Source organism: Paenibacillus sp. OK060 (genome assembly GCF_900101205.1).
In the GTDB taxonomy this organism is placed as follows: Bacteria; Bacillota; Bacilli; order Paenibacillales; family Paenibacillaceae; genus Paenibacillus; species Paenibacillus marchantiae.
In genome coordinates, this window is sequence record NZ_FNFR01000001.1 from 874374 (window position 1) to 898662 (window position 24289).

The 24289-nt window shown below is 45.3% G+C and carries 17 protein-coding genes; 14 read left to right on the forward strand and 3 right to left on the reverse strand.

Annotation, left to right across the window (positions count from 1 at the left end; translation table 11 throughout):
• Positions 1–55 precede the first annotated feature (55 nt).
• Complete coding sequence (locus tag BLS14_RS03920) at positions 56–1537, forward strand: DHA2 family efflux MFS transporter permease subunit (protein ID WP_090807450.1); 1482 nt, start codon at positions 56–58, stop codon at positions 1535–1537.
• A 277-nt stretch (positions 1538–1814) separates the two neighbouring features.
• Positions 1815–2468 (forward strand): protein kinase family protein, encoded by a 654-nt coding sequence (locus tag BLS14_RS03925; RefSeq protein WP_090949628.1) that lies wholly within the window; start codon positions 1815–1817, stop codon positions 2466–2468.
• Positions 2469–2565: 97 nt separating this feature from the next.
• On the opposite strand, the gene BLS14_RS03930 is transcribed toward BLS14_RS03925, so the two are convergent.
• Positions 2566–3546, reverse strand: coding sequence for an alpha/beta fold hydrolase (locus BLS14_RS03930; RefSeq protein ID WP_240321308.1), 981 nt, complete (start codon positions 3544–3546; stop codon positions 2566–2568).
• 266 nt (positions 3547–3812) lie between these two features.
• Here BLS14_RS03930 and BLS14_RS03935 point away from each other — a divergent pair, with 266 nt between their 5' ends.
• Entirely contained in the window at positions 3813–4784 is a 972-nt protein-coding gene (locus BLS14_RS03935; RefSeq protein WP_090949630.1) for an MBL fold metallo-hydrolase, read from the forward strand.
• A 64-nt stretch (positions 4785–4848) separates the two neighbouring features.
• Here BLS14_RS03935 and BLS14_RS03940 read toward each other — a convergent pair whose 3' ends face one another.
• The gene (locus BLS14_RS03940) at positions 4849–5430 is read right to left on the reverse strand and encodes a LysE family transporter (RefSeq protein WP_063563562.1); all 582 of its coding nucleotides are present in this window, start codon (positions 5428–5430) and stop codon (positions 4849–4851) included.
• 134 nt (positions 5431–5564) lie between these two features.
• Between BLS14_RS03940 and BLS14_RS03945 the strand changes: the two genes are divergently transcribed.
• The 5 genes from BLS14_RS03945 to BLS14_RS03965 all read left to right on the forward strand — a co-directional run bounded on the left by BLS14_RS03945 (position 5565) and on the right by BLS14_RS03965 (position 10086).
• Positions 5565–6119: a helix-turn-helix domain-containing protein gene (locus BLS14_RS03945; protein WP_063563563.1), complete on the forward strand. Its 555-nt coding sequence runs from the start codon at positions 5565–5567 to the stop codon at positions 6117–6119.
• A 90-nt stretch (positions 6120–6209) separates the two neighbouring features.
• Entirely contained in the window at positions 6210–6887 is a 678-nt protein-coding gene (locus tag BLS14_RS03950; RefSeq protein ID WP_063563564.1) for a response regulator transcription factor, read from the forward strand.
• Entirely contained in the window at positions 6884–7975 is a 1092-nt protein-coding gene (locus BLS14_RS03955) for a sensor histidine kinase (RefSeq protein ID WP_218133128.1), read from the forward strand. Before BLS14_RS03950 ends, BLS14_RS03955 begins: the two co-directional genes overlap by 4 nt.
• A gap of 230 nt (positions 7976–8205) precedes the next feature.
• Positions 8206–9363 carry an FAD-dependent oxidoreductase gene (locus BLS14_RS03960; RefSeq protein ID WP_090949632.1) on the forward strand — a complete coding sequence of 386 codons (1158 nt, stop codon included), beginning with the start codon at positions 8206–8208 and terminating at the stop codon, positions 9361–9363.
• A gap of 15 nt (positions 9364–9378) precedes the next feature.
• A complete protein-coding gene (locus BLS14_RS03965; protein WP_256336137.1) occupies positions 9379–10086 on the forward strand; it encodes an MBL fold metallo-hydrolase in 708 nt (235 codons plus the stop codon).
• A 102-nt stretch (positions 10087–10188) separates the two neighbouring features.
• Here BLS14_RS03965 and BLS14_RS03970 read toward each other — a convergent pair whose 3' ends face one another.
• The gene (locus tag BLS14_RS03970) at positions 10189–12603 is read right to left on the reverse strand and encodes an arabinan endo-1,5-alpha-L-arabinosidase AbnB (protein WP_090949634.1); all 2415 of its coding nucleotides are present in this window, start codon (positions 12601–12603) and stop codon (positions 10189–10191) included.
• A 388-nt stretch (positions 12604–12991) separates the two neighbouring features.
• Between BLS14_RS03970 and BLS14_RS03975 the strand changes: the two genes are divergently transcribed.
• The 6 genes from BLS14_RS03975 (at position 12992) to BLS14_RS04000 (ending at position 24262) form a co-directional block, all read left to right on the forward strand.
• Complete coding sequence (locus BLS14_RS03975; RefSeq protein ID WP_090949636.1) at positions 12992–16843, forward strand: alpha-L-arabinofuranosidase C-terminal domain-containing protein; 3852 nt, start codon at positions 12992–12994, stop codon at positions 16841–16843.
• A gap of 167 nt (positions 16844–17010) precedes the next feature.
• Positions 17011–17916 carry an ABC transporter permease gene (locus BLS14_RS03980; protein ID WP_063563569.1) on the forward strand — a complete coding sequence of 302 codons (906 nt, stop codon included), beginning with the start codon at positions 17011–17013 and terminating at the stop codon, positions 17914–17916.
• A gap of 15 nt (positions 17917–17931) precedes the next feature.
• Entirely contained in the window at positions 17932–18822 is an 891-nt protein-coding gene (locus BLS14_RS03985; RefSeq protein WP_090949638.1) for a carbohydrate ABC transporter permease, read from the forward strand.
• A gap of 75 nt (positions 18823–18897) precedes the next feature.
• On the forward strand, positions 18898–20649 hold the full coding sequence (locus tag BLS14_RS03990) for a sensor histidine kinase (protein WP_090949639.1): 1752 nt from the start codon (positions 18898–18900) through the stop codon (positions 20647–20649).
• 4 nt (positions 20650–20653) lie between these two features.
• Positions 20654–22312 (forward strand): response regulator transcription factor, encoded by a 1659-nt coding sequence (locus BLS14_RS03995; RefSeq protein ID WP_090949641.1) that lies wholly within the window; start codon positions 20654–20656, stop codon positions 22310–22312.
• Between the two features lie 306 nt (positions 22313–22618).
• Positions 22619–24262: an extracellular solute-binding protein gene (locus BLS14_RS04000; RefSeq protein WP_090949644.1), complete on the forward strand. Its 1644-nt coding sequence runs from the start codon at positions 22619–22621 to the stop codon at positions 24260–24262.
• Positions 24263–24289 lie beyond the last annotated feature (27 nt).

A 24289-nucleotide genomic window follows, 5' to 3' on the forward strand; every position in this document is an offset into this window, starting at 1 on the left:
AAGAGAAATAGAAATCGTCAGATTGTTTGAGGAGGATGGGATCGTGGAGGCTTCCATGAAGGCTGGTTCTGTACAGGATCAACAAGAAACAAAACAATATAAAGTATTTCCGATTTTATTCGCCATGTTACTTAGCGGCTTTATTGGTCTGTTCGGTGAAACGGCACTAAATGTGGCATTGACACCGCTTATGGGCTTGCTCGAAGTTGGACCTACTACCATTCAGTGGTTAACTACAGGTTATTTGCTCGTTTTGGGTATTTTGGTGCCGGTTTCCGGTATGCTGTTACAATGGTTTTCGACGAGACAGTTGTTCACGACTTCTCTGATTTTTTCGATTGCAGGAACGATAGTTGCTGCTATTGCACCGAGCTTTGAAATTCTGTTGGTGGCGCGGGTATTGCAAGCTATAGGTACAGCTCTGTTACTGCCACTAATGTTCAACACTATATTGGTTATCTTCCCGATTGAAAAGCGTGGCGCTGCCATGGGATTGATCGGTTTGGTTATCATGTTTGCACCAGCAAGTGGACCGAGTATCTCGGGTCTGATTCTGGCCAATCTGAGCTGGCACTGGATTTTCTGGATCTCCTTGCCGTTCTTCATTATTTCATTGGTATGCGGCTTGCTGTTCTTACCGAATATCTCGAAGCTGACCAAGCCCAAAATTGATGTTCTTTCCATTGTGCTCTCCACACTTGGTTTTGGTGGTATCGTGTACGGATTCAGTAGTGCAGGAGGACATGGGGAAAGTGGCGGTGGCTGGACCAGTCCTATCGTTGTAGCCACACTGGTTATTGGAGTATTATCTTTGCTGCTGTTCAGCATCCGTCAATTGAGAATGAAACAGCCGATGATGGATCTGCGGGCATTTAAATATCCAATGTTTACAGTCGGCTTGATTCTGATCTTCCTTTGTATGATGATGATGTTGTCATCCATGCTGATCCTGCCGATGTACCTGCAACAAGGTATGGCGGTTACGGCTCTGACTGCCGGTCTGGTTCTGCTGCCGGGCAGCTTGCTGAATGGATTCTTGTCCCCGGTTATGGGGCGTCTGTTTGACAAATTCGGTCCGAAGTGGCTTGTGATTATCGGTCTTGCGATCGTAACTGTTGTACTCTTCTTGTACACTGGAATCACTCCGACAACGACTCTGGGCAAGATTATTACGCTGCATATCTTCATGATGATCGGGATTTCAATGATCATGATGCCTGCACAAACCAACGGCTTGAATCAATTGCCACCTGATTTCTATCCTCACGGAACGGCGATTATGAATACATTGCAGCAGGTATCCGGAGCTATTGGTACAGCTGTTGCGGTAAGTATACTGAGCGCAGGTCAGACCCGCTTCTTGAGCGGTGTGACGGATCCTGAGAGCCCAGAGAATCAGTTGGCAGGTTTCACATCCGGTGTACAAAATGCATTTATTTTCGCACTGGTACTTGCTATCATTGGTCTGATCACTTCACTCTTCGTAAAACGAGTTAAGGTCGGTGCTCAGCAGGGCCAACAAGGTCCTATGCATTAATTGAAAGTCATATAAGAAATGAAACGATGCTCTCTCTTCAATAGAGGGCATCGTTTTTTTGTACCTTGACATGAAACGGGTTCCATCCATTAGAGTGAAAATAAACCTGCCAGTCGAAAAGAATAAATCTCGATGTTGGAAGCAAATAGTTCATGTTCTGGTGAAATTGTATATGTTCATATGGAATTTTAAAGATAATATAGAGAGTAGATTAATGAATGATAACGGATAGAGGAAAACGTTTTAGAGTGTATTTTATAATCAAGGAGACGTCTTTATGAGAATCGTTAAATCAATTCCTGCGAATATTGAACAATTGCTAGATCGTTATGAGAAAAATGGTCATCTGACCATGCAAGCTTCACTAATGGGAAAGCAGTCGGTTGTCTATTGTTTACAAGAGTACTGCCTTAAGGTATATACGCCTCGTGGAAAAGTGGATGGAGAATTGGAATGTGAGGCGCTCTTGTCATTGCAAAACAACCTCCATGTTCCCGAACTGTATGCATACGCTCCTGGGAATTTTGTGCTGACAGAATGGATCGAAGGATTCAATCTGAGACAGTATCGGGCAACGTATGGACACATACCGCACAATCTAATATATGATATGTTTTCAACAGAACTTCAGCAGATTCAGGCGGGTTACCACGATTGGGACGTCATACGATATGAGAATTTGTTATGGACTGCAACAGGGGAGGTCAAACGAACTGATTTTTGGCTATGTGAACCTGTTAGTTGCCTGCGGATTCGAGAGCGATTACAACAAGAGATTATTCGAAAGATTGAGCGGATATACAGCGGTGATGGAGCTGACCTGGGGGAGATCGTGCATTATTTTGATCGACACGGTCTCACGACCACGGAGGTCCAAGAGGCATTAGCACATTTCAGATCGCTAACACCGAGGATGGCACTGGCACAGTAACGGCACTAACGAAATAAAAACCCTGACGATTACCAGAATCGTTAGGGTTTTATTTTGAAACGAATTGTACTGCTTGTTTAGCGTTTGTTCAGGGAATCTACTTCTTGACCAGTTCCAATATTTCATTGGCAACAAGATCCGGGTGATATTGATGAATATAATGCTCGGTATCCTTAACAGTTACATGTTTGGAATGTTCCGACCAGGACGTAAATTCAGCTTGGGTTTTATCCCATATCGGCTCACTGGCTCCGAAGTAATCTGCTGTCAGTATGGTAAGTGGAAACGGGAAGGGCTTTTTGTTGTCGACGACAACCTTGGCATTGGCTGTCATTTCACGCAACTCATCCACGGTGTTGGCATTCCCATAGTTAAGCAATAGAGCCGTGGTATCTATTTTCTTCAGATCATCTGGTACAAACTTCAGGCCGTTGCGATTGGCATTGGAAGCTTCCACAACAGCGTCAGACTGTAAAGTCAACCGAAACAAACCCGTTTTGATCCGGAATTGGTTCATGAAGCCACCAATCACACTTGCTATATCGTCAGTGTCATTGGCGTAATATTCCGGACTTCCCCCATCCAACATGACAATACCTTGAACTTCATCCGGATATTTTTGCGCAAACCGGAGTGTTTCCAGCGAACCGAGGGAGTGGCCCACCAGAACGTATGGTGGCTTTTGCCCAGATACCTCTAATAACTCGTGCAATTCATCTGCCACGGTATCGACATCGCGTTTCTTATCGGTCATATCGCTATAACCATAACCAAAGCGATCGTAAACCGCGAATTTCGTATAGGGTGCAAGCTTTTCGTAGAGCGGATAAAAGTCTACATAAGGATCAGCTGTGCCCCACCCGGATGCAAGGACAACTGTTGCATCTCCTTGACCACCCGTATATAAATGCATATTGTCACCATGTATGCTGTAGAGCTTGCCAGGCGGAATAAATGTTTTCTGATCCTGACGGGTACTCACTTGTTGATAGATCAAGCCCGTAACCAGAAGGAGAAGTAAAGCCACTGCTCCGAATATAAACGTCTTAAATAATCTTCTGCGAAATTTTTTCATCATCTCTCACATACTCTCTCTGTATTTTCTCTATCATATATGCCCAATCTTATTGGAGAGAAAACAGAGTCTTAATTCCACCTTAATTTTCGAATTGGTCCATTGGCTCCATTGAAATGAAGTTAATTGAAATATTACATTCAGATAACCGAAGGCGAATTGATTATAAACGAGCAATGATTTAATATAAAGGCTAATATTGCTCCTGTTTTACTCAAGATTGAATGATCGCTCGAATGATTGATTATAGAGAACAGAAGGTATGAATAATGACAAAATACGAAAATCAGGTTCCGACATCCGCAGGTATGAGCTTCAGCTCCCTCGTGAGCATGTTGAAAGATTCCATGCGGAAAAGTATAGAGCGAAGACCTGCGGGTAACATTCCCGTAGAAAAATTTGAACCAGCGGAATCGTTAAATGTATCCGATCATCCGCAGGTAACATGGTTCGGTCATTCGGCTTTTTTGCTTGAGATCGAAGGACACCGATTGCTCTTTGATCCAATGCTGGGCAACCGTCCATCTCCTGTATCTTGGGCGGGTACGAAACGATACAGCACTAACCTGCCAATTCAACCCGAGGACTTTCCAGCTTTGGATGCGATCATTATATCGCATGACCATTATGATCATCTGGACTATTCCTCTATCCGCAGATTGAAAAATAAAACACAGCGGTTTATCGTCCCACTCGGCGTGCGTCGAAGACTAATTCAACTGGGTGTGCCCTCGGAACAGATTACCGAACATAACTGGTGGGATGAGCTATCCTTCAAAGGTCTGACATTAGCCTGCACGCCTGCGCGGCATTTCTCGGGCAGGGGGTTGTTGGACCGTAATTCTACACTATGGTGTTCGTGGGTCATTGCTGGACAAGAAACGAAGGTTTTCTTTAGCGGCGACAGCGGATACGGTCCTCATTTTAAGGAAATCGGCAGTAAGTATGGACCCTTTGACCTGACCCTGATGGAATGCGGACAATATGATGAGCGTTGGTCCAACATTCATATGATGCCGGAAGAAACGGTACAGGCTCATTTGGATGTAAGGGGAGGGCTGCTCATCCCGATTCATTGGGCAGCATTTACGTTGGCCTATCATGCCTGGAACGAGCCGATTGAACGAATCACCAAGGCTGCACATGCCCTGAATGTCACCATTGCAACACCCAAAATCGGTGAGAAGGTTGTGCTGCATACGGGAGCTTACCCAAGCCAACCGTGGTGGAGATCAAACTGAGGTAATTTGAAATAAACATAAAAGCGTCCAGCCATTCGATGGGAGGACGCTTTTTCTCTTGCATTTATTTTAAAATCGATAGGGCGCTATAGATGAGCAAAACACCCATTAGAATATTAAAAGGACGTTCATATTTCAGTAAAAAGCTCTGAAATAACATACCGCATAACCCCCAAGTCATATTGGCACTAATGCCAATGATGGTTAGAAGTAACGAAAATACGATCATATGAACATGAGAGTCTCCAAGAGGCATAACAAATACCGAGATGGCCGTAAGACCATACAGAATGACTTTAGGGTTGATGAATTGCAGGGTGAAGCCAAAGAGAAACGTAAAACGATTGACCTTTGGATCTTTGGCATTTGCAGGTTTACTTCGCATGATTTTGATCGCCAAATAGATCATGTATACACACCCCAATATGTTCAGGGCCGGTTTGATCCTAGGGATGTATTGATGCAGAATAAGGTTGAAATAACTAGACAGGAACATAATAAGCAAGCAGCCAGCTGCTACGCCGGCAATAAACGGAATAATTTTTTTGAATCCCTCGTTTCTTGCGTGAGTCATGGCGATGATGTTGTTGGGACCCGGTGTGAATGAAGCAACGATTGCGTAAGTCAGTAACGGAATGATATTCATAAGTCCTCCACATTTCATTCTTGTTGTATGTTATATTTAACTGAAACGTGCGATATAACGTACGATCTTTATAATTGTACAATATGTACGCTATATAGCACAATATAATCTTTTAAAACAGAGGTGACTGTATATTGAAAAACATTAATGTTGTTCTGGCTCAGAATTTGAAGCAGCTCAGGGAACAAAGAAAGCTTAGTCTGGACAAGGTTGCCGAAATGTCTGGAATTAGCAAGACGATGCTGGGTCAGATAGAACGTGGTGAATCCAACCCTACAATAGCGACGGTATGGAAAATTGCGAACGGCCTGAAAATTTCGTTCACTGCCTTAATCCACGAGCCAAAGTCGGACACTACAGTTGTAACGGGCAGTGATATTCAAGCATTGATGGAGGATGAGGGAAAGATTCGGATTTATCCCCATTTTCCCTTCGAAGAAGGACGCCGTTTTGAAATGTACATGATGGAAATGGATGAAGAGTCTTCTTTGAATGCTGAACCACATATAGAAGGGGCAGAGGAATTTATTACAGTTTTTGAAGGGGAAGTTACGATTCGGGTTGGTGCAGAGGATTATACGGTAAAACAAGGGGAGTCGATCCGTTTTCGCGCGGACAAACCCCATGGCTATAAAAATTCGGGTGCCTCTGCGAATAAATTAAGCATGGTCATCCATTATTCAAAATGAGATGGTCATACGAATAGATTCTACGCTATTTATATTTTGTTTAAATTCGTGTCGTACGATTTTCCTGAATGAGTGAAAGGGGGTCCGGTAATGAATCAAATTCTAATTGTCGATGATGATGTTTATATCCGCGAACTTGTAAGTACGATCCTGAAACAGGAGGGATTTCTTACAATTGAAGCGGTTGATGGACATGATGCGCTGCAAAAAGTAGCAGAAGTGAATCCAAGCCTTTGCATTATAGATATTATGATGCCAAATATGGACGGTTTTGAATTGTGTCGCGAGCTTCGGCGCTATCATGAGGATATTCCGATTTTAATGCTAACTGCGAAGGAGGATATCACTCAAAAAGTCAAAGGATTTGAAATGGGTACGGATGATTACCTCACCAAACCGTTTGAACCTGCTGAACTGATAGCCCGTACGAAGGCATTGCTGAAGCGTTATAAAATAAATGCTTCTCAATCGGTTACCGTTGGACGAATCACGCTAGACAGAAGCAGTTATGCCGTCATTATGGAGGGGAATACTCATACGATTCCTATGAAAGAGTTTGAATTGTTATTTAAGCTTGCGGGTAATGCCAATAAAACACTCTCCCGTAATCAGTTGATTGAGGATTTATGGGGGTACGATTTTGAAGGAAATGAACGCACACTGGATGTACATATCAATCGGTTGAGAGAACGTTATCAACCGGAGACGGCAGGTTTCAAGATTACAACCATTCGAGGATTGGGTTATCGATTGGAGGAGACACCTTGAAGAAAGAAGGGGCTTTCAATCGAGCGGAGATGAATATGTTTATAAGGCGAACGATTTTCTTCCTGGTGCTCTTCTGTGTATCTCTATGTGTTGGATATGTGCTAATGCAGTGGATCTATAAGGTGACTGGGAATCCCCCGGAACTGATTGCCCATCTTCTTACTGCGATTGTTGGCTTGGCTCTTATGCCGTTGGTAGGTTACGTGTGGGCATGGATTCGTGGCGAAGAACGGAAGGATCGCAGATTCATTTTCAATAAACAACGTACAGAATTGCTTGAAGCGATGAGCAGGATTGCCAAGGGAGATTTCAATGTATCTGTGAAGATGGAGGTCGAACAGGGCCCGTATCAGGAGGTGGTGGACAGCGTAAATACCATGGCTAGAGAACTTGGCTCGGTGGAAAAGATGCGCCAGGATTTTATATCCAATGTATCTCACGAGATCCAGTCACCGCTCGCTTCCATCAGTGGGTATGCCTCGTTGCTGAAAAATAAAAGTGTGAATCCGGAGCAAATCGTATTATATGCAGATATTATTGAAACGGAGAGTAAGCGATTATCCAAGCTGAGTGGTAATTTGTTGCGTCTTTCCGCATTGGAGTCTGATTACACTTCCATGGAGAGGAAAGCTTATCGTTTGGACAGACAACTTGAGAACATCCTTCTTATGCTGGAACCCCAATGGGCTGAAAAACAAATTCAATTGGATGTATCTCTGCCTGTGACCACGATTATAGGGAACGAGGATTTGCTAAGTCAGGTGTGGATCAATCTGCTGCAAAATGCAATCAAATTCACACCTGAAGAGGGGACCATTGGGGTAACGCTTGATTGTCATCAAGATGAGGTTGTATGTACGATTACGGACAATGGCGTGGGCATCTCACCAGAAGATCAGCTGCACATTTTTGAACGGTTTTTCAAGGCGGATAAAGCTCGAACCCGTTCCCTGGGAGGCAATGGACTTGGGCTGTCTCTTGTCCAAAAAATTGTGAAGATGCACGGCGGACAAGTTACTGCCCAAAGTGAGCTGGGACAGGGATCGGAATTTGTTGTGAGTTTACCCCTGACCACTGAAAAATCTTGAAATTAGATTGAATGTGTGGAATATGGAATTGGATTACCGGAGCATCAGTCGTTTAGCGACTGATGCTTTTTTGGTTTTTCGTCAGATCGTCAGATTTGAAACATCCTTACGATAATATGAATCTGCTGATTTCTTTATCCATTTAAATTCAGTTTAACTTCAAGCGCTAAGATGAGTTTGTGAACAGGAAAACAACATGAAATTAAATAATAAATCTAGGAGTGATTGCTATGAGTAATCAACATAAACGTATCGCTATTATTGGAGCGGGTCCTGGTGGACTCACGCTGGCAAGGATCTTGCAGCAGGCAGGGTACAGTCCTGTCGTGTATGAAAGTGATCCATATCCTGCATTTCGCGAACAAGGAGGTACACTTGATTTGGATCAGGAGAGCGGTCAAAAAGCATTACAGATGGCCGGACTACTCGATCAGTTCCATGCCATTTGCCGTTTTGAAGGACAGGCATTAAAACTTTCGAATAAAAGAGGAAACATTCTGCTTGATGCCCAGGGAGACCTTGATCCTACAGAACATGACCGTCCTGAAATTGACCGTTCCGTGCTGCGGACGATGCTGCTTGACTCGCTGCAGCCGAATTCCATTCAATGGGGGTATAAATTGTTGAAGGCTGTACCGCTTGATCAGGGAAAACATGAACTGCGGTTTGAAAATGGGTTTACCGAAACCGTTGATCTGGTCATTGCAGCAGATGGTGCTTTTTCCAAAGTTCGTCCATTGGTCAGTGATGCAACCGCAGAATATTCGGGTGTGAGCATGATTGAACTTAACATCCTGAATGCCGCAGCCCAGTTTCCCGAACTTGCAGCATTTAATGGGATGGGAAGTATGTATGCCTTGGGCGATCACAAAGGAATTATGGCACAGCTGAATGGTGATAAACGGATTCGGGTTTACCTGGGTTTCCAGGTGGAACGAGATTGGCTGGAACAGAGCAATATTCCTTTTGAGAACTTGGAAGAAGCGAAGAAAGAGATATTGCCGTTATTTGAAGATTGGGACGAACAACTGAAGAGTTATATCCGATGTGCTAACGGGGCAATCACACCCAGACGAATATATATGCTGCCTGTCCCTCACCAGTGGGAACATAAATCTGGCGTTACACTGATAGGCGATGCCGCTCACCTGATGTCTCCCTTTGCGGGAGCAGGGGCCAATCTGGCGATGCTGGATGCTGCCGAGCTTGCCAATTCCATTATAAATCATGCTGATCTTGACAAAGCCTTGCAGGAATATGAAACCAAGATGTTTGAGTACGCGGCGGAAACGGCAACCGTTACCCAGTCCAACATGGAATTGTTTTTCTCTGACAATGCCATTGAAGCATTATGTGAACTAATGAATGAACTCACAATCCAAGCGTAAAAGGAGATCATAAAAATGAAAAAATCAGGTGTAATTTCTCTCGAACTCGGTATTGAGCTTCCGCAAGGCATGTGGACATTCACGCCTTCGCTGTTATATTCGGAAGATGAATTAATTCTTGTGGACACAGGCGTGGCGGGAATGGTGCAAGAAGTATCCTCCAAGTTGAAGGAAGCTGGATATTCCATTGAACAGTTAACAGGTATTCTGCTCACGCATCAGGACCCGGATCATATTGGCAATCTAACCGAAATCATCAAGACCTATCCGGGTAAAAAGGTGTATGCACATGCTGCTGATCGTCCTTATATCGATGGAGAGCTTCCCCTTCTAAAACAAATGCCTCCAACAGTGCAGCTCAAAACGTCCCATTTCCCTTTAGTGTCTGGAGCTGTCGTTACAGATACTGTTGAAGATGGCGACGAATTGGCATTCGGTGGCGGAGTCATTGTTATTGAGACGCCAGGACATACACCTGGGCATATCAGTTTGTACCAACCTGCTTCCAAAACATTAATTGCTGGTGATGCCATGTTAATTCGCGGGGGACAACTGCAAGGACCTAACCCCGTGCAGACACCGGATTTGAAGCAAGCTTACGAATCGCTAAGCAAATTTGCTGCATATGACATCGAAAAAATCCTCTGTTATCACGGTGGTTGGTATGAAGGGAATGTAAACGAACGAATTGCGGAAATTGCAGCAGCCGGACCACAGGAATAAATACAGAAGATTTAAATGATAATACCAATAAAACAGCCTGAGAAATCGGCTGCTTTATTGGTATTTGTTTTATAGATCCAACACCTCCGGCAGGTATCCTGATTAAGGCTTTTCTTTTGCCTGACGCTGAATTTCTGTAGAGGTTAACGCTTTATCATATACTTTTACGTTATCCATTGAGCCTTTATAGAAAGGATCAGCTGTATAGCGGCTTTTGCCCAAATAAGCTTCCGTCACTTGCAGATCCTTCGGGTTAAACGTGATTTCCGTGCTGCTTGCTACAGCTTTTCCATTCACGTACAACGTGCCGGTATTTTCCTGAAGGGTAACAGCGACATGCACCCATTGATTGGAGGGCAGCGGTTCAGCAGCAATCAGGCTCTGATCCCGTCCCTGATCATGAATGGTGAATTGCATAGCTCCGTTATGCTGGGCGGGAGTAAGGAACATATGTCGGGTCAGGCCATTTCCAAAGTCGAAAATTCGCTGCCAGGCTCCGCCGCCACTCCAGTTGACCCATGCACTAAAGGTAAAATCATTCGTATCGGTAATGATTCCGGGCAGCTGGATGTAGCTGTCGGTTCCATTAAAAGCAGCAGCCTGATTCTTGCTGCTAATAGCAGAAGTCACCACATTAAAGGCTTGTCCATGATATTTATTTTTGCTGAAATCCTGTGCGATTTTGGCAAGTTTCTTTTGTGCAAAAGTATATTCTCCAAGCAAAGGACTAACCGCTTGCTGTGGAATGATAACGTTAAATGTTTTGGAGCTTACCGCACTACCTTTGCGAATCGTTGCCGTTAATGCCACCTTGGCATCTCCCTTACCCGTGCGAGGACGATTCACTACTCCGGTAGCGGACAGCGCAGAGGTGTTGGAAGATTTCCACGTAATCTCAGTATCACGAGTTCCCTTGATCGGGAGGGACAGGTTGAAGAATACGTTCCCTGTGTCGCCGATACTCAGATCCTTTTTCACCGCATTAACAATATCCTGATCCTTCATTGCAGCCATCTGACTTCCCCAGATTGCCACGCCAGACGAGGAGAGAGCGCTAAAGGTCAGAACCGTCTTTTGGGAATCTGGCTCCCATTCATGAGTGAAGACTCCTTTATACAGAACATTATTCGATGTGATTTGCACCTGATTGTCTTCTTTAAGACTCCAAGTTCCCGTCACCGCACCACTAATCTGCCCATCTGCTGTGAACTGAACGGTCTGTGAAGATTTGATCTCGGCCGTAATTTCCTTCCCGTGATTCACCCATTTGTATTGACCAGCAATATCCTGGGTTTTCAATGCGGCAGTATCCTCTTCTAAGCCCGCATAGCGATATGGAGAAACAACAGGCCATCCTTCCGAGTTCATATGCATCTCATGGACGCGGACTTCATACTCTTCGCCGCGTCCTGGAAAGCGGGAATGGAAGATCAGAAATTGTTTTCCCGTTTCAGCGTCAACATAAGCGGAGTTATGTCCTGGTGATACATAGCCGATACCTTGACCTGTGCCGGGGTCACCGATCTGTCTTTGAAACAGGAAGTTTCCTAGTAATTTGACGCCAAAAGGCTCGATCGAACGGTCGTCAAACAAGGGTTTATCCTTGTCCGCCTTGACGTTGATCATATCGTTTCCTTCAGCATCGAGGAAAGGGCCGTCCGGTGTTTTGGAGCGAGCTACGCGAATGTTATATCCCCCGTCAGCACCCAATCCGCCATAGGACAGATACAGATAATAATAGTCGGTTTCGGGATTATAGAGCATATAAGGTGCTTCAATTCGGCTGTGATTGCCTCCGGTCAGTTTTTTGCCATACCCCTGATTAGGGAGAGGTTTCCCCGTCGTTTCGTCCATCTCCAGAATGAAAATCCCCCCGGAATAGGAACCGTATACCATCCAGAGCTTGCCGTTTTTATCGAAAAATACATCAGGGTCGACCACATTCGGATGTATGGTTGCATCGTATATGGTGCCATCCTCACTAATCTCATCCCACATGCCGGATTTGAGCAGAATACCCTGATCCTTATAAGGGCCCTCAATGTTATCTGCCACAGCAACACCTAACGCAGAGCGGGGAGAGTCCCCTTTGCACGCATTGTAGTACATATAAAATTTGCCATCCGCCAACTGGATGACGTCTGCTGCCCATAATGTATCGGTCTGCGCCCATTGTAGGGCTTCAGCGAATTCCTTGGTTACATTAGGGACAACAGGGTTGTCATCCGTAACCCCGGAGGCGACCGAATCCCAATTCATCAAATCTTTGGACTTTGCCACTTGAAGATGTGAACCAAAAATATAAAAGGTATCACCCACCTTAATAACGGAAGGGTCATGAACGGAAACATTCCTGAATGCTGGAACCGCATTCTCAATGGATGTGGAAACTTGCGGGTTGGAACGGATTGCCCCCGGACTATCCGCGAATACGGAGACAGGAGCCAAAGCTGTTGTCGTAAGTAATGCAGAGCTCAGTAAAGAAATGTTAAGTACGCTTACCCAATAACGTTTCATACGTTTCCCCTTTCCCAATACCTGAAATGAAAAATAACCCTATTCATTGCCGCAAACGTTATTTGGTCTGACAGCCCTCCTTTTGGTTCTCATAAATTATCAAGCGCTTTCATTTGTTATATTATCAATCAATTTATATATTTGTAAACCATAAATATCAGGGTTAGGGTGACTTTAGGATGGAGAGGGAGATAAGCAAAAGGTCGATGTATTCGAAAGAATTCCTATGATATAACGGATTTTTTGTAATTTTGGGATTGAAATCTTTACTCGGAATAAGATACTATACGATTAGATCGTGTGTTTATATATTTATTAATTAATTTATATTTATACGAATTAAAGAAAGCTTATCTACGATAATTTACGCTACATAGGAGGAATGAACATGAATACATTTCATAATCAACTAATTGCACACTACAAGTTTGAAGATGCAGCCGACATTGGCAAGGATAGTTCAGGAAATGGGCACGTTGGAGGCGCCGCAGGAGAGAAAATACCCGACATTTCCGAAGTGAATGGCAGATGGGCGGTTACTTTTACTGGAGGATCGAACGGAACATCCTATTTGGAATTGCCTTCGAATTTGCTGCAAAATGTAAGCGACAACACTGGAGTAACTGTTGCATCATGGGTCCATTTAGGCAAGGGATCGAACGTGTGGGAGCGAATTTTCGACTTCGGCAAAGGAGAAAAGGGCCCCTATTTATTTCTGACTCGTCAGATGCGGGGCACGTTATATGCAGGTGATGATCTGGTTGTAGACCCGGGACGTGGATTTGCCAGTGGTGAATGGATGCATGTTGCTTTGTCAGTAGCAGGCAGTCAGGGCGGCACACGCAGCAGCGCGGGTCCGGTTGTATATGTGAATGGAGAGAAAGTAGCGGATGGCTCCATCAGTCAGACGTCTAGTGGCAACTATGCCAAGCTGCGCAGATGGTTTGATTCGTTCATGGATCCTGCGAATTATAGCCGCAATTATATTGGACGTTCTCAGTACGCGGCAGATGTGGATTTTGCAGGCTCACTGTCTGATTTTCGGATTTATCAGGCGGCTCTGTCCATGGATGAAGTGATCGAAGTCATGTGCGAGTCCCTGACGGATGAAGAGATTGTGAAGCTGGCAGGAGATAAATATTTGTCTGCTCCAGCCCGGATTATTACCAAAGACGTGTCATTGCCTGTAGATTTGCTGGGGGGCAAGGTAAACGTTCAATGGAAATCAAGTCAGCCAGAAGTTCTGTCAGCGAATGGACAAGTTCAACCCCTGAGCTCAGCACAGGAGATTCGTTTGAACGCACTTTTAACCAAAGGTGGAAATACGCTGAACAAAAGTTTTGATGTGTCCGTTGTGCCAGAACATCTTCCGCCTTATACCGTTACAATCCATGGGGACCAGCATGTGGCGGATATTAGTGAAGTGATGTACGGCCTGTTCTACGAGGATATCAACAATGCAGCAGATGGGGGAATCTATGCGGAGTTAGTTCAGAACCGTTCGTTCGAATCCTTTGCATTCGATACGTACTCGCATGACTCTGGCGAATGTGGTTGTTCGACAGGCCGTAACCGTGATCCTTTGTTTGCCTGGTCAGGGGATACCGAGAAAATGATCGTACAGCATACCGATGGAATAAACACTCATCTTAACGTAGAAGACCCGGAAGTGAACGCTTATTATGTAACGGTTCAGACGGGTGCAACCATTCGAAATCGCGGATTCTCGGATTCCAATGAGCATTGTGCCATGTCCATCAAGAAAGGAGAGGCATATGATTTTACCGTCTGGGCCAAGGCAGTATCCGCAGGAACGATTACGGTTCAATTGCAGGACGGGAACGGTGATGCCATCAGTGATTCAGTTACGCTGCAAGTTGAAGGCGGTAACACATGGAAGAAGTACGGGATCGCCTATTCCGATACCCGTGTCCTTGTTGCCAATGGCGAGATCAGCGGTCATGCAAGTGGTAGCCATGTATTGACTCACTCCAGCTCTCCCCATATCACCCATTCAAACGTGACCCTGACCGGAACGGAGACCGTGCTTGGGCAATTGGCACTTACCTTTGAAGGAGACATTTCCATCGACATGGTGTCGTTGACTCCGCAGGATGTATGGGGAGCCGATCCGAAAGAGCAGGGAGTATCCGCTTCAGCACATGCCAACTACACCGGGAATCCGAACTATCGGCTTAGGAAAGATCTGGTTCAAGCCCTTGTTGATCTGCATCCGAAGTTTCTGCGTTTTCCGGGGGGATGCATTTCCGAAGGTTCGTTTATTTGGGATAATGTGTATGACTGGAAGGATTCGGTGGGAGCGGTGGAGCTTCGCAAAGAGAACTATAACGTCTGGGGTTACATGATGACGATGGGTCTCGGCTATATGGAGTATTTCCAACTGGCAGAAGATTTGAATGCTGCTCCGGTGCCGGTCATGGCCTGTGGCGTTCTGTGTCAGGCTCGTTCGGATTACGCACACCCGGCGGGTGGCGCTTTGAGGGATTACTATATCCGAAACTTTACAGACCTGATCGATTTCGCGCTCAGCACGGATATTGAACATAATGAATGGGCTGCCATTCGAAGCAGCATGGGGCATCCTGAACCATTCGATCTGCGTTATCTTGGCGTAGGTAATGAGAACTGGGGAACCGAATTTTTTGCCAACTTTGAAGTATTCAAGACGTCAATTGATGAGTATATGAAACGTAATTATCCTGATCATGAGCTTCATATCATTTCGACAGTTGGGGCCCAGGCAGACGATGATGCGTACCAGCAGGGCTGGAAATTCCTGAGCGGCAATCTGACCGGATCAGCTCAGGTGGCTTTTGCAGATGGCAAAGAGGTCATCGAGGAGACGGTCACTTGGTATGAGAATCAGGACAACTATATGGATACCATTGCGGATGAGCACTACTATCGCTCCAATGACTATTTGCTGAACAACGTGGACCGGTACAACTATTATGAGCGGGCTTATCATGAAGACGGCAGTATGGATTGGACAGAGACATCCAAGGTATTTGTGGGAGAATATGCATCCACGGACAAAAATACACTGGCAGGTGCGATCGCAGAAGCGGCGGTCATGACCGGTTTTGAAAATAATGCGGACGTTGTTCGCCTGGCTGCCTATGCGCCATTGTTCAACAAAGTACTGACGGACGGCACCTATCGCTGGACGCCAGACTGCATCTGGTTTGATGATGAAACGGTGTGGTATACACCGAATTATTATGTGCAGCAGCTTTTTGCCAAGTATGTGGGTGAACAGGTGCTGGGCACTTCATTTACAACGTACAGCAAGGGGCAACCGATGGAACTCATTCCACGAGGCGGTATCGAGATTGCGACAGGCAATGCCGATATTGTGGTGAAACGGATTACGGTCACATCGAACCAGGATGGCAGCGTGCTGTTTACAGAAGATTTCAGGGAGCGGACAGCTCTGAATGAGGCATGGAATTCGATTCCGGGATCGGCAGGATACACGCTGGAGAAGGAAAAAGGACTGATTTTGAAAGCCCAGTCAAGCGGACTGAATGGATTATTCCTTCTGAACGATGAATGGTCGAATTATAAAGTGGAAGTCGAGGCTCAGCGTATAGCGGGTGAGGATGGCTTCACCATCGGTGTTGGATTGACGGATAGTTCACCTGAGAAAAAGGATGTCATCGAATACGCAATCGGATATGGCGGCAATGCAACGGGAGTCAAAGTATATAAACAAGGTGTAGAAGGCTACACTCTGGGTGATTATTCTTCCAGTTCAGCGGCGGGGAATCTCCGGGCAGCCAACTATGAACCGCTGGCGAACGATACGAATTATACGATTACTGTCAATTATGGTGGCGATACAGGGAAGAATCTGATCTGCTCTTATACCGATGGTCACACGACCAGCAGAATTCTGGATTACAAGCTGGAAGCGTACAACCGGGATGTATTCCATTCTGTTACGAGAGATGCGCAGCAAGTGTATGTGAAGCTGGTGAACGCAGATGGGGTGGACAAAGCAACCCAAATTCACCTTCAAAATCTAAACGTTACCTCTGTTGCGAAATGGATAACACTTGGCGGAGATGAAGAATTGCTACATGTTCCTAATGTGAACCAGAAAAATGATGAGAAAATTGTTCCACAAGAACAAGTGATTCATCTGCAGGAGGATTCGGTTGTTTTGCAGCTTCCTGCTCATTCGGTCAATGTATTGGTTATGGATGTCCAGAAATAATAAGTTTTAATATTTCAATAGTAACCTGATGCAGCCTTAGAACCGCGACACTCGCGGTTTTTTGGCGTTCAACGAAGAGGGTCAACAAAAGATACCTAAAGTAAATAGCCTACACTATTGCCGATTCCTGACGGATTCTATAATGAATTTGAAGGAGGAGACAGCTCATGCGTTCCAACTACAAACAATTTATACGAAACGTTCCGCTTCATCTCATGATATTGCCTGGACTGATCATCATTATTGTATTCGGTTACATTCCGATGGCGGGACTCTCCATTGCCTTTCAGAATTTCTCTCCCATTGCCGGATTCAAAAATATGAACTGGGTCGGCCTGGACAATTTCAGGTATCTGTTCGATCTGCCGGGGTTCGGTCAGGTCGTATGGAATACGGTATTTATTTCCGCGATGAAAATTGTGTCCGGTTTGGTCATTCCGGTACTTGTGGCCCTGCTGCTGAACGAGGTGCGCAAAACAGGTTTTAAACGAACGATTCAGACGGTCATCTATATGCCGCATTTCTTTTCCTGGGTCATTTTGGCCGGAATCATTGTGGATGTATTATCTCCCAGTACCGGGATCGTAAATATGCTGCTTAAAGCAGTAGGTGTAGAGCCGGTTCAATTCCTGGCCAGTAACGAATGGTTTCCTTACATACTCGTCATTACGGACCAATGGAAAGAATTCGGATTTGGCACGATTATATATTTGGCCGCACTGACAAACATTGATAAATCCCTGTACGAAGCATCTGTCATGGATGGAGCAGGAAGATGGAAGCAGACCTGGCATATTACGCTGCCTGGCATTCGCCCCATCGTGATTCTAATGGTTACACTGAGTCTGGGTAACGTGCTTAACGGTGGTTTTGACCAAGTGTTCAACCTCTACAATCCGCTGGTCTATGAATCCGGAGACATTCTGGATACGATGATCTATCGGATCGGTCTGCAAGATGCTCAGTATTCGGTATCAACCGCATTAGGTCTCATTAAGTCAGTCGTTTCGTTTATCTTTATCGGGCTTGGTTATTTCCTCGCCTACCGATTAGCCAATTATCGGATTTTCTAGAAAGGAGGCAAGAACATGCATCACGCTTCAAGAGCCTACCGTTGGTTTCTGGGAATCAATTATGTCATCCTGACCCTTCTTGCCTTGCTATGTCTGTTTCCTATTGTGAATATTCTGGCAATTTCGTTTAGTTCAAGTGATGCAGTCAAGGCGGGGAGTGTCACATTCTGGCCGGTGGACTTCACCTTCTCCTCGTATAAATACATTCTCGAAAATCAGCAGTTTCTAAATTCATTCGGTACAAGTCTTCTCCGTGTGGTACTCGGAGTTGCGACCAACCTGATTTTCACGATTCTTGTAGCCTATCCGCTCTCCAAAGAGGCAGCAAAGTTTCGTTCCAGAACGTTCTATGCGTGGGTTTTTGTCTTTACCATGCTATTCAGTGGAGGATTAATCCCGGGTTATCTGATCGTCAAGGAAGCAGGCCTTTTGGATTCCATCTGGGCTCTGATATTACCGGGAGCGATTCCGATCTTTAATGTATTGCTTATGCTGAATTTCTTCCGGGGTTTGCCGAAGGAGCTGGAAGAGGCGGCTTGGATGGATGGCGCAGGCCATTTCCGCACGCTATGGAGCATTTACCTTCCCATTTCATTGCCCAGTATCGCAACCATTACATTGTTTGCCATGGTGGGACACTGGAACGCCTGGTTTGATGGCATGATTTATATGAAAAGTCCGGAAGGTTATCCGCTAGCCACGTATTTGCAATCGATGCTTCAGCAAGTGACGATGATTCAAAGTGAGATGATGACCCTTGAAGATGCAACACTATTAAGTCAGGTGTCGGATAGAACGACCCAGGCATCTCAAATCTTTTTGTCTGTTATACCCATTCTGCTCGTGTATCCGTTCCTGCAAAGGTATTTCGTTCATGGACTTGTTGTCGGTAGTGTAAAGGGATAAGATCGATGGAGGAAAACCAATGGGAGGAGCCGATTTCCGGCTCCTTTTTGCCGTTGAGGAGAGGAGTGAAGTGAAATGAGATTCGCGGTGGGCACCTGGAAAAATGCATCCATCGTCGTCAAACTGATGATTGCTTTTGTGCTCGTCATCCTGCCCCTATATGGGATCAGCATTATGATCACGCATACCAGCTCCAAGCAAATGCAGACGGAAGTGGAGAAGGCGCATGAATCAAAGCTTTATTTTTACCACAATCATCTGCAATTCGAACTGGAGAGAATGAGTGGGCTTGTTACCGAATTTTCGTTCGATGAAACGATGTCCACCCTAAGTACACGAGCTGCGATTATGAGTAGATATGAGGTGACTTCCAGTCTCAATAATATCCACAACAAGCTGGGGCAGATCATGGTGACGAGTCCCTATATCAGCGATGTTGTGTATTACGTTCCGGCTCTGCATAAACGAGTAAGCGCGGTGGACGGAATTCGCAATGTAGAGGATACAGAATGGAAGGATCTGCTGGAAACTATGGGGAATCTGAATGGTGAGTTGTCTTATTCGGATAACAATCTTTATTTTCTCAAAAGCAATCCGTATAACATGAATCATGAAGAACCACCCAATTTTATATTAGGCATACGCTTGTCTGCAGAAGAACTGAAGCACAGATTACAGCAGCTCGAGGAAACAGGAGGCAGTGATATTACGCTGAGCTTCGGAGAGAAGCACAATGTCGCCATTTCCTCTTCAGACGAACCTACGTCGGCGGCATTATTGCAACGGGTATCACCGGTATCACCTGTATCCATGCAAGTGACGAGATTTCAATCCGATCCATATCTGTATTATTCGCTTTATGATCCCGATCACTCGTTCACGCTGACAGCCAGTATCCCTAATGATGTGCTCCAAGCTCCGCTGGAACAATACAACCTATGGCTGTGGACGTTGACGCTTATTTCAATTGTTATCATTATGATCTTCTCCTTTTCGATCTACAGGTCAATTCACAAGCCGTTATCTGTGCTCATTCGCGGGTTCAGAATGGCGGAGCAGGGCCAAACAAATATTCATATTCCGCAATCCAGACGCGATGAATTCGGTTATTTATACTCTCGCTTCAACCACATGATAGAGCGCTTACATATTTTGATTGATGAAAATTATGTTGCCCGGATTCGAACCAGCGAGGCAGAACTCAAACATTTGCAGTCCCAGATTCAGCCTCACTTTCTATATAACAGTCTGTTCAGCATCAAGCAAATGGCCGAGGTCGAGAATGTTGAATTAATTCAGGAATTCACCGACTATTTGGGTCAATATTTCAGGTATATGTCCAGGGATTCTCATTCCGAGGTATCGCTCGGTGAAGAGGTGGACCATGCCTTGGTCTATGCTTCTATTCAGAAAATTCGATTTGGCTCAAGAGTCCAACTGCAATTGGAGGAACTAAGTAGGGAGTATCGAGACATCGCCATTCCTCGAGTCATCATTCAGCCGATTGTGGAGAACGTTTTCGAGCATGCCCTTGCCAAGCGCAGTCAGGGAGGAATTCTGAAATTATCCTATCAAGTGGACCATCACAAATTGTCCATTCGGATAGAAGATGATGGTGATCAATTAAAGGATGAAATCCTGAGCAGCCTGCAAGCATCCTTTCAGGAATCTGCGAACCCGAGACATGGGGATGAAGAGATTACGGGACTAATGAATGTGAATCAACGTTTACGGATCAAGTTCGGGACGGGCTATGGTCTTTGTGCGCAGCGTAGTGAGTTGGGCGGTTTATGCATGATTTTAAATATTCCATGGAGACGGGAGTAATCGTATGCAGCGCATGTTAATTGTCGATGATGAACCGGTTATTTTGGATGGTCTTTATGCGTTCTTTCAAAAAGCGGATTTTCAGGATATGGAGATCATTAAGGCATACTCTGCCTTTGAAGCAATCGAGTGGTTGAATTCTGTCAAAATTGATATCGTGCTCAGCGACATCTGTATGCCAGGCATGGATGGTATGGAGCTGATCGAGAAGATAACGGATCGCTGGCCACGATGCAAAGTTCTATTGCTGACAGGTCATAACGAATTTGATTATGCACATCAAGCGATACGTAACCCTTGTGTCGTGGATTACCTGTTAAAGACAGAGGGCATGAGTCATATTCGCGCAGCGGTAGAGCGGGCGTTAACACAAATTTCGGAGGAAAATGATTTCCGTTACCAGCATGCCTGGTTTCGCAGCAAGCTGCCCAGAGCGCTGCCGCAGCTACAGAGACAGTTACTGCTGGATCTCCTAAAACGAACAGAAAGAAATGATACCGCCTCGCTTCAGGAAGAGTTGGATGCGGTCCAGTTACCTTTCATGTCCAACGAGCCTGTAATTCCGGTCATTATACGGGTTGAGGAGTGGAACAACTATCAATCCCAGGCGGACCGAAGTTTAATTCGCTATGCGGTTGCCAACGTTGCGGAGGAGCTGCTTCAGGATAAGGCCAAGGTCAAGGCTATTGATCTGGATTATCAGGTGATCGCCTGCTTTGTTCAGCCAAAGGTGGAGCCATTGAGCTTCCATACAGGACAGCAGGAGAAGTGGGAACAGACACTGCGTTTCGTCTATGGAACGCTGGAGTCTGTGCAGCAATCCTGTGCGGATTGTCTGAATCTGTCCGTCTCCATTATGGTGAGCGAACAGGCGGTGGAGTGGATGGAGTTAAGTCAGGCGATTGCACAGCTGCGCCTGTCGATCCATGAGGGCCCTGGACTTGGGATGGAGAAGCTTCTTCGGGTCAAGGTGCAGCATGATTCGCCATACACCCCCAATATTTTGAATCAGCAGAGTGTTGCAGCTCTTCATCTGGATCAGATCAGGCAGCGCGTTACAACAGGAGACAGGGAGTGGATGGAGTCGTTTCACAAATGGACAGAGGCTTCAAAAGAAGGACTTCAAGATCCATTCTTTCGAATGAAGATCTATTCATGCGCAGGTAATGCACTGATTGAGATTCTTCATGAGCTGGGCTTGTACGAATCAGCAATGGAGGAAATTGCGTTATCTCGTATGCTTCATTTTGACATCCATACGCCTTGGTCTGATCTGGTGGTTTTCTATCAATCGGCATATGAATGGATTATCTCCAAAAGAAGTGTTACACGTATCCATGATCAGTCGCAGATTCTCATCACCATTCACCATTATATCAAGCACCATCTGGAGGATGACCTATCGCTAACCCGAATTGCACAGGAGGTTTCCCTTAATCCGTCATATCTGTCCCGTTGGTACAAGCACATAACAGGCAAAGGCATATCCGACTATATCCATGACCGGCGCATTGAGCGAAGCAAGGAATTACTTCTCGGCTCCACCTGCAAAATGCATGAAATATCCGCCAAGGTCGGATTTAGTGATCAGCATTATTTTTATCGTTTCTTCAAAAAAGCCACCGGCTGCACGCCGCAGGAATATCGGGATCAAAAAAGTTAGATCAAGTCTGAAATGGTAAATCAAAGATACCAGATGTCAACGGGGTACACTCGAAGTGATAGCGCTTTCTTTATACAATAAAATTATATATAAGATGAAAGAAGATTAAACCATAACGGAGAGAGCAGAAGAGACCTGAAGAAGCGGAGCGTTCGCCTTTATCACCGGATTTCTCCCTTCAAAAAGGGATAAAGGAAATCTGGGGATAACAGCGATCAAAAGGTTGTTCTGCTATCGGAGTGCAACGTTTAACATTCATTAGTTCATCTTATATACCTCACGGGAGGAATAAAAAGGGGGATTCGCATGAACATGTCATTAAAGAAATTCTCATTGTTAACGTTAACCATGGTTCTGGCAACCACGCTTGCAGCCTGTTCATCGGGTACGGGTAGTGCTGAGAATGAAGCGCAACCGAACAAAAAGCAGGATGCGGGAGGCCCGCTTACGAAATATGATCCACCCATCAAATTAACATCAACTATGAATGAAACAGGGAAAGAAACGCTCGCCGAAGGCGATACACACGCCAATAACATATGGACCAGAGGATACAAGGACGAGCTTGGGATCGATGTCACCTATGACTGGATTGTCCCAGATGCCAATTACAACGACAAAATGAACGTCACCCTGGCGAGTGGCGATTTGCCAGATGTTTTGAAAGTAAGTGCTGTGCAGTTTGAGCAGCTGCATGAAGCTGGGATGCTGGAAGATTTGACTGAGGTCTATGATAAGTATGCATCCGATCTGGTCAAGGAATTTATGTCTGCTGAGGATGGAGCAGGCTTGAAACCGGTAACCAAGGATGGGAAAATTTACGCGATGGTGAGTTTCCCAGGCTCACTTGATTCCTCAGATATGGTCTGGATTCGTCAGGACTGGCTGAAGAAAGTGGGACTGGAAGCGCCAAAGTCTATGCAGGATATCATTAAGATTGCGGAAGCCTTTACCTTTGAAGATCCGGACGGGAATGGTAAAGATGATACCTACGGTATTGCATTAAACAAGGATTTGCCAATCAACAGCTTCCTGCTCGGTTATCATGGTTATCTTGAAACCTGGATCAAGGACGCATCGAGTCAGGTCGTGAATGGTACCGTTCAGCCTGAAGTGAAGGAAGGATTGCGAGAACTGCAAAATCTGTACCAGAAGGGCGTTATTGATCCTGAGTTTGGAGTGAAGGACTTTGCAAAAATGATGGAGGATGTCAACGGGGGTAAGTCAGGCATATTCTTCCTGCCACAATGGGCACCATTTCAAGTCAGCAGCATGATCAAAAAGGATAAGAACGTGGACTGGCTGCCTTATCCGGTTCAATCTATTGATGATCAGCCTGCCAAAACGCAGAACCACCTCAGCTTGGGCGGTATATTCGCCGTTCGTAAAGGCTATGAGCACCCGGAAGCCTTAATCAAGCTGCTGAATTTCCAAGCAGAGAAAATGTTCGGTGAGTCGGCCAAGGAAGAGCGTGCTGCGTATTTGAACGGGGTAACCGGACTCGGTTTTCAGAATGCGACCGTATCCAATCTGCCTGCTAACAAAAACGTAAAAGCACAAGATGAAGTCGAGCAGGCGCTCAAAACGGGAGATACTTCCGGATTAGAGCTCGAAGCAAAGCTGTTCTACGATGATATTATGGATTACCGCAATGGAAATCTGGATAAGTGGCATATGGAACGTATTTTTGGACCGGAAAGCTCGCAGGGCGTCATTAAATATTATCGGGATAACGATCTCATTGTCATGAATGAATTTATCTACGCCCCGACGAGAACCATGAACACCAAACAGGCAACCTTGGATAAACTGCGAGCTGAGACGTTTCTGAAAATCATCTACGGCAACCTGTCTATTGACGAGTTCGATAAATTTGTTGCAAATTGGAAAAAGCTTGGCGGAGACCAGATCACTCAGGAAGTGAATGAAGTCATTAATGCGAATAAATAAGGCATAGCAAAACAGCAAATGCCACTC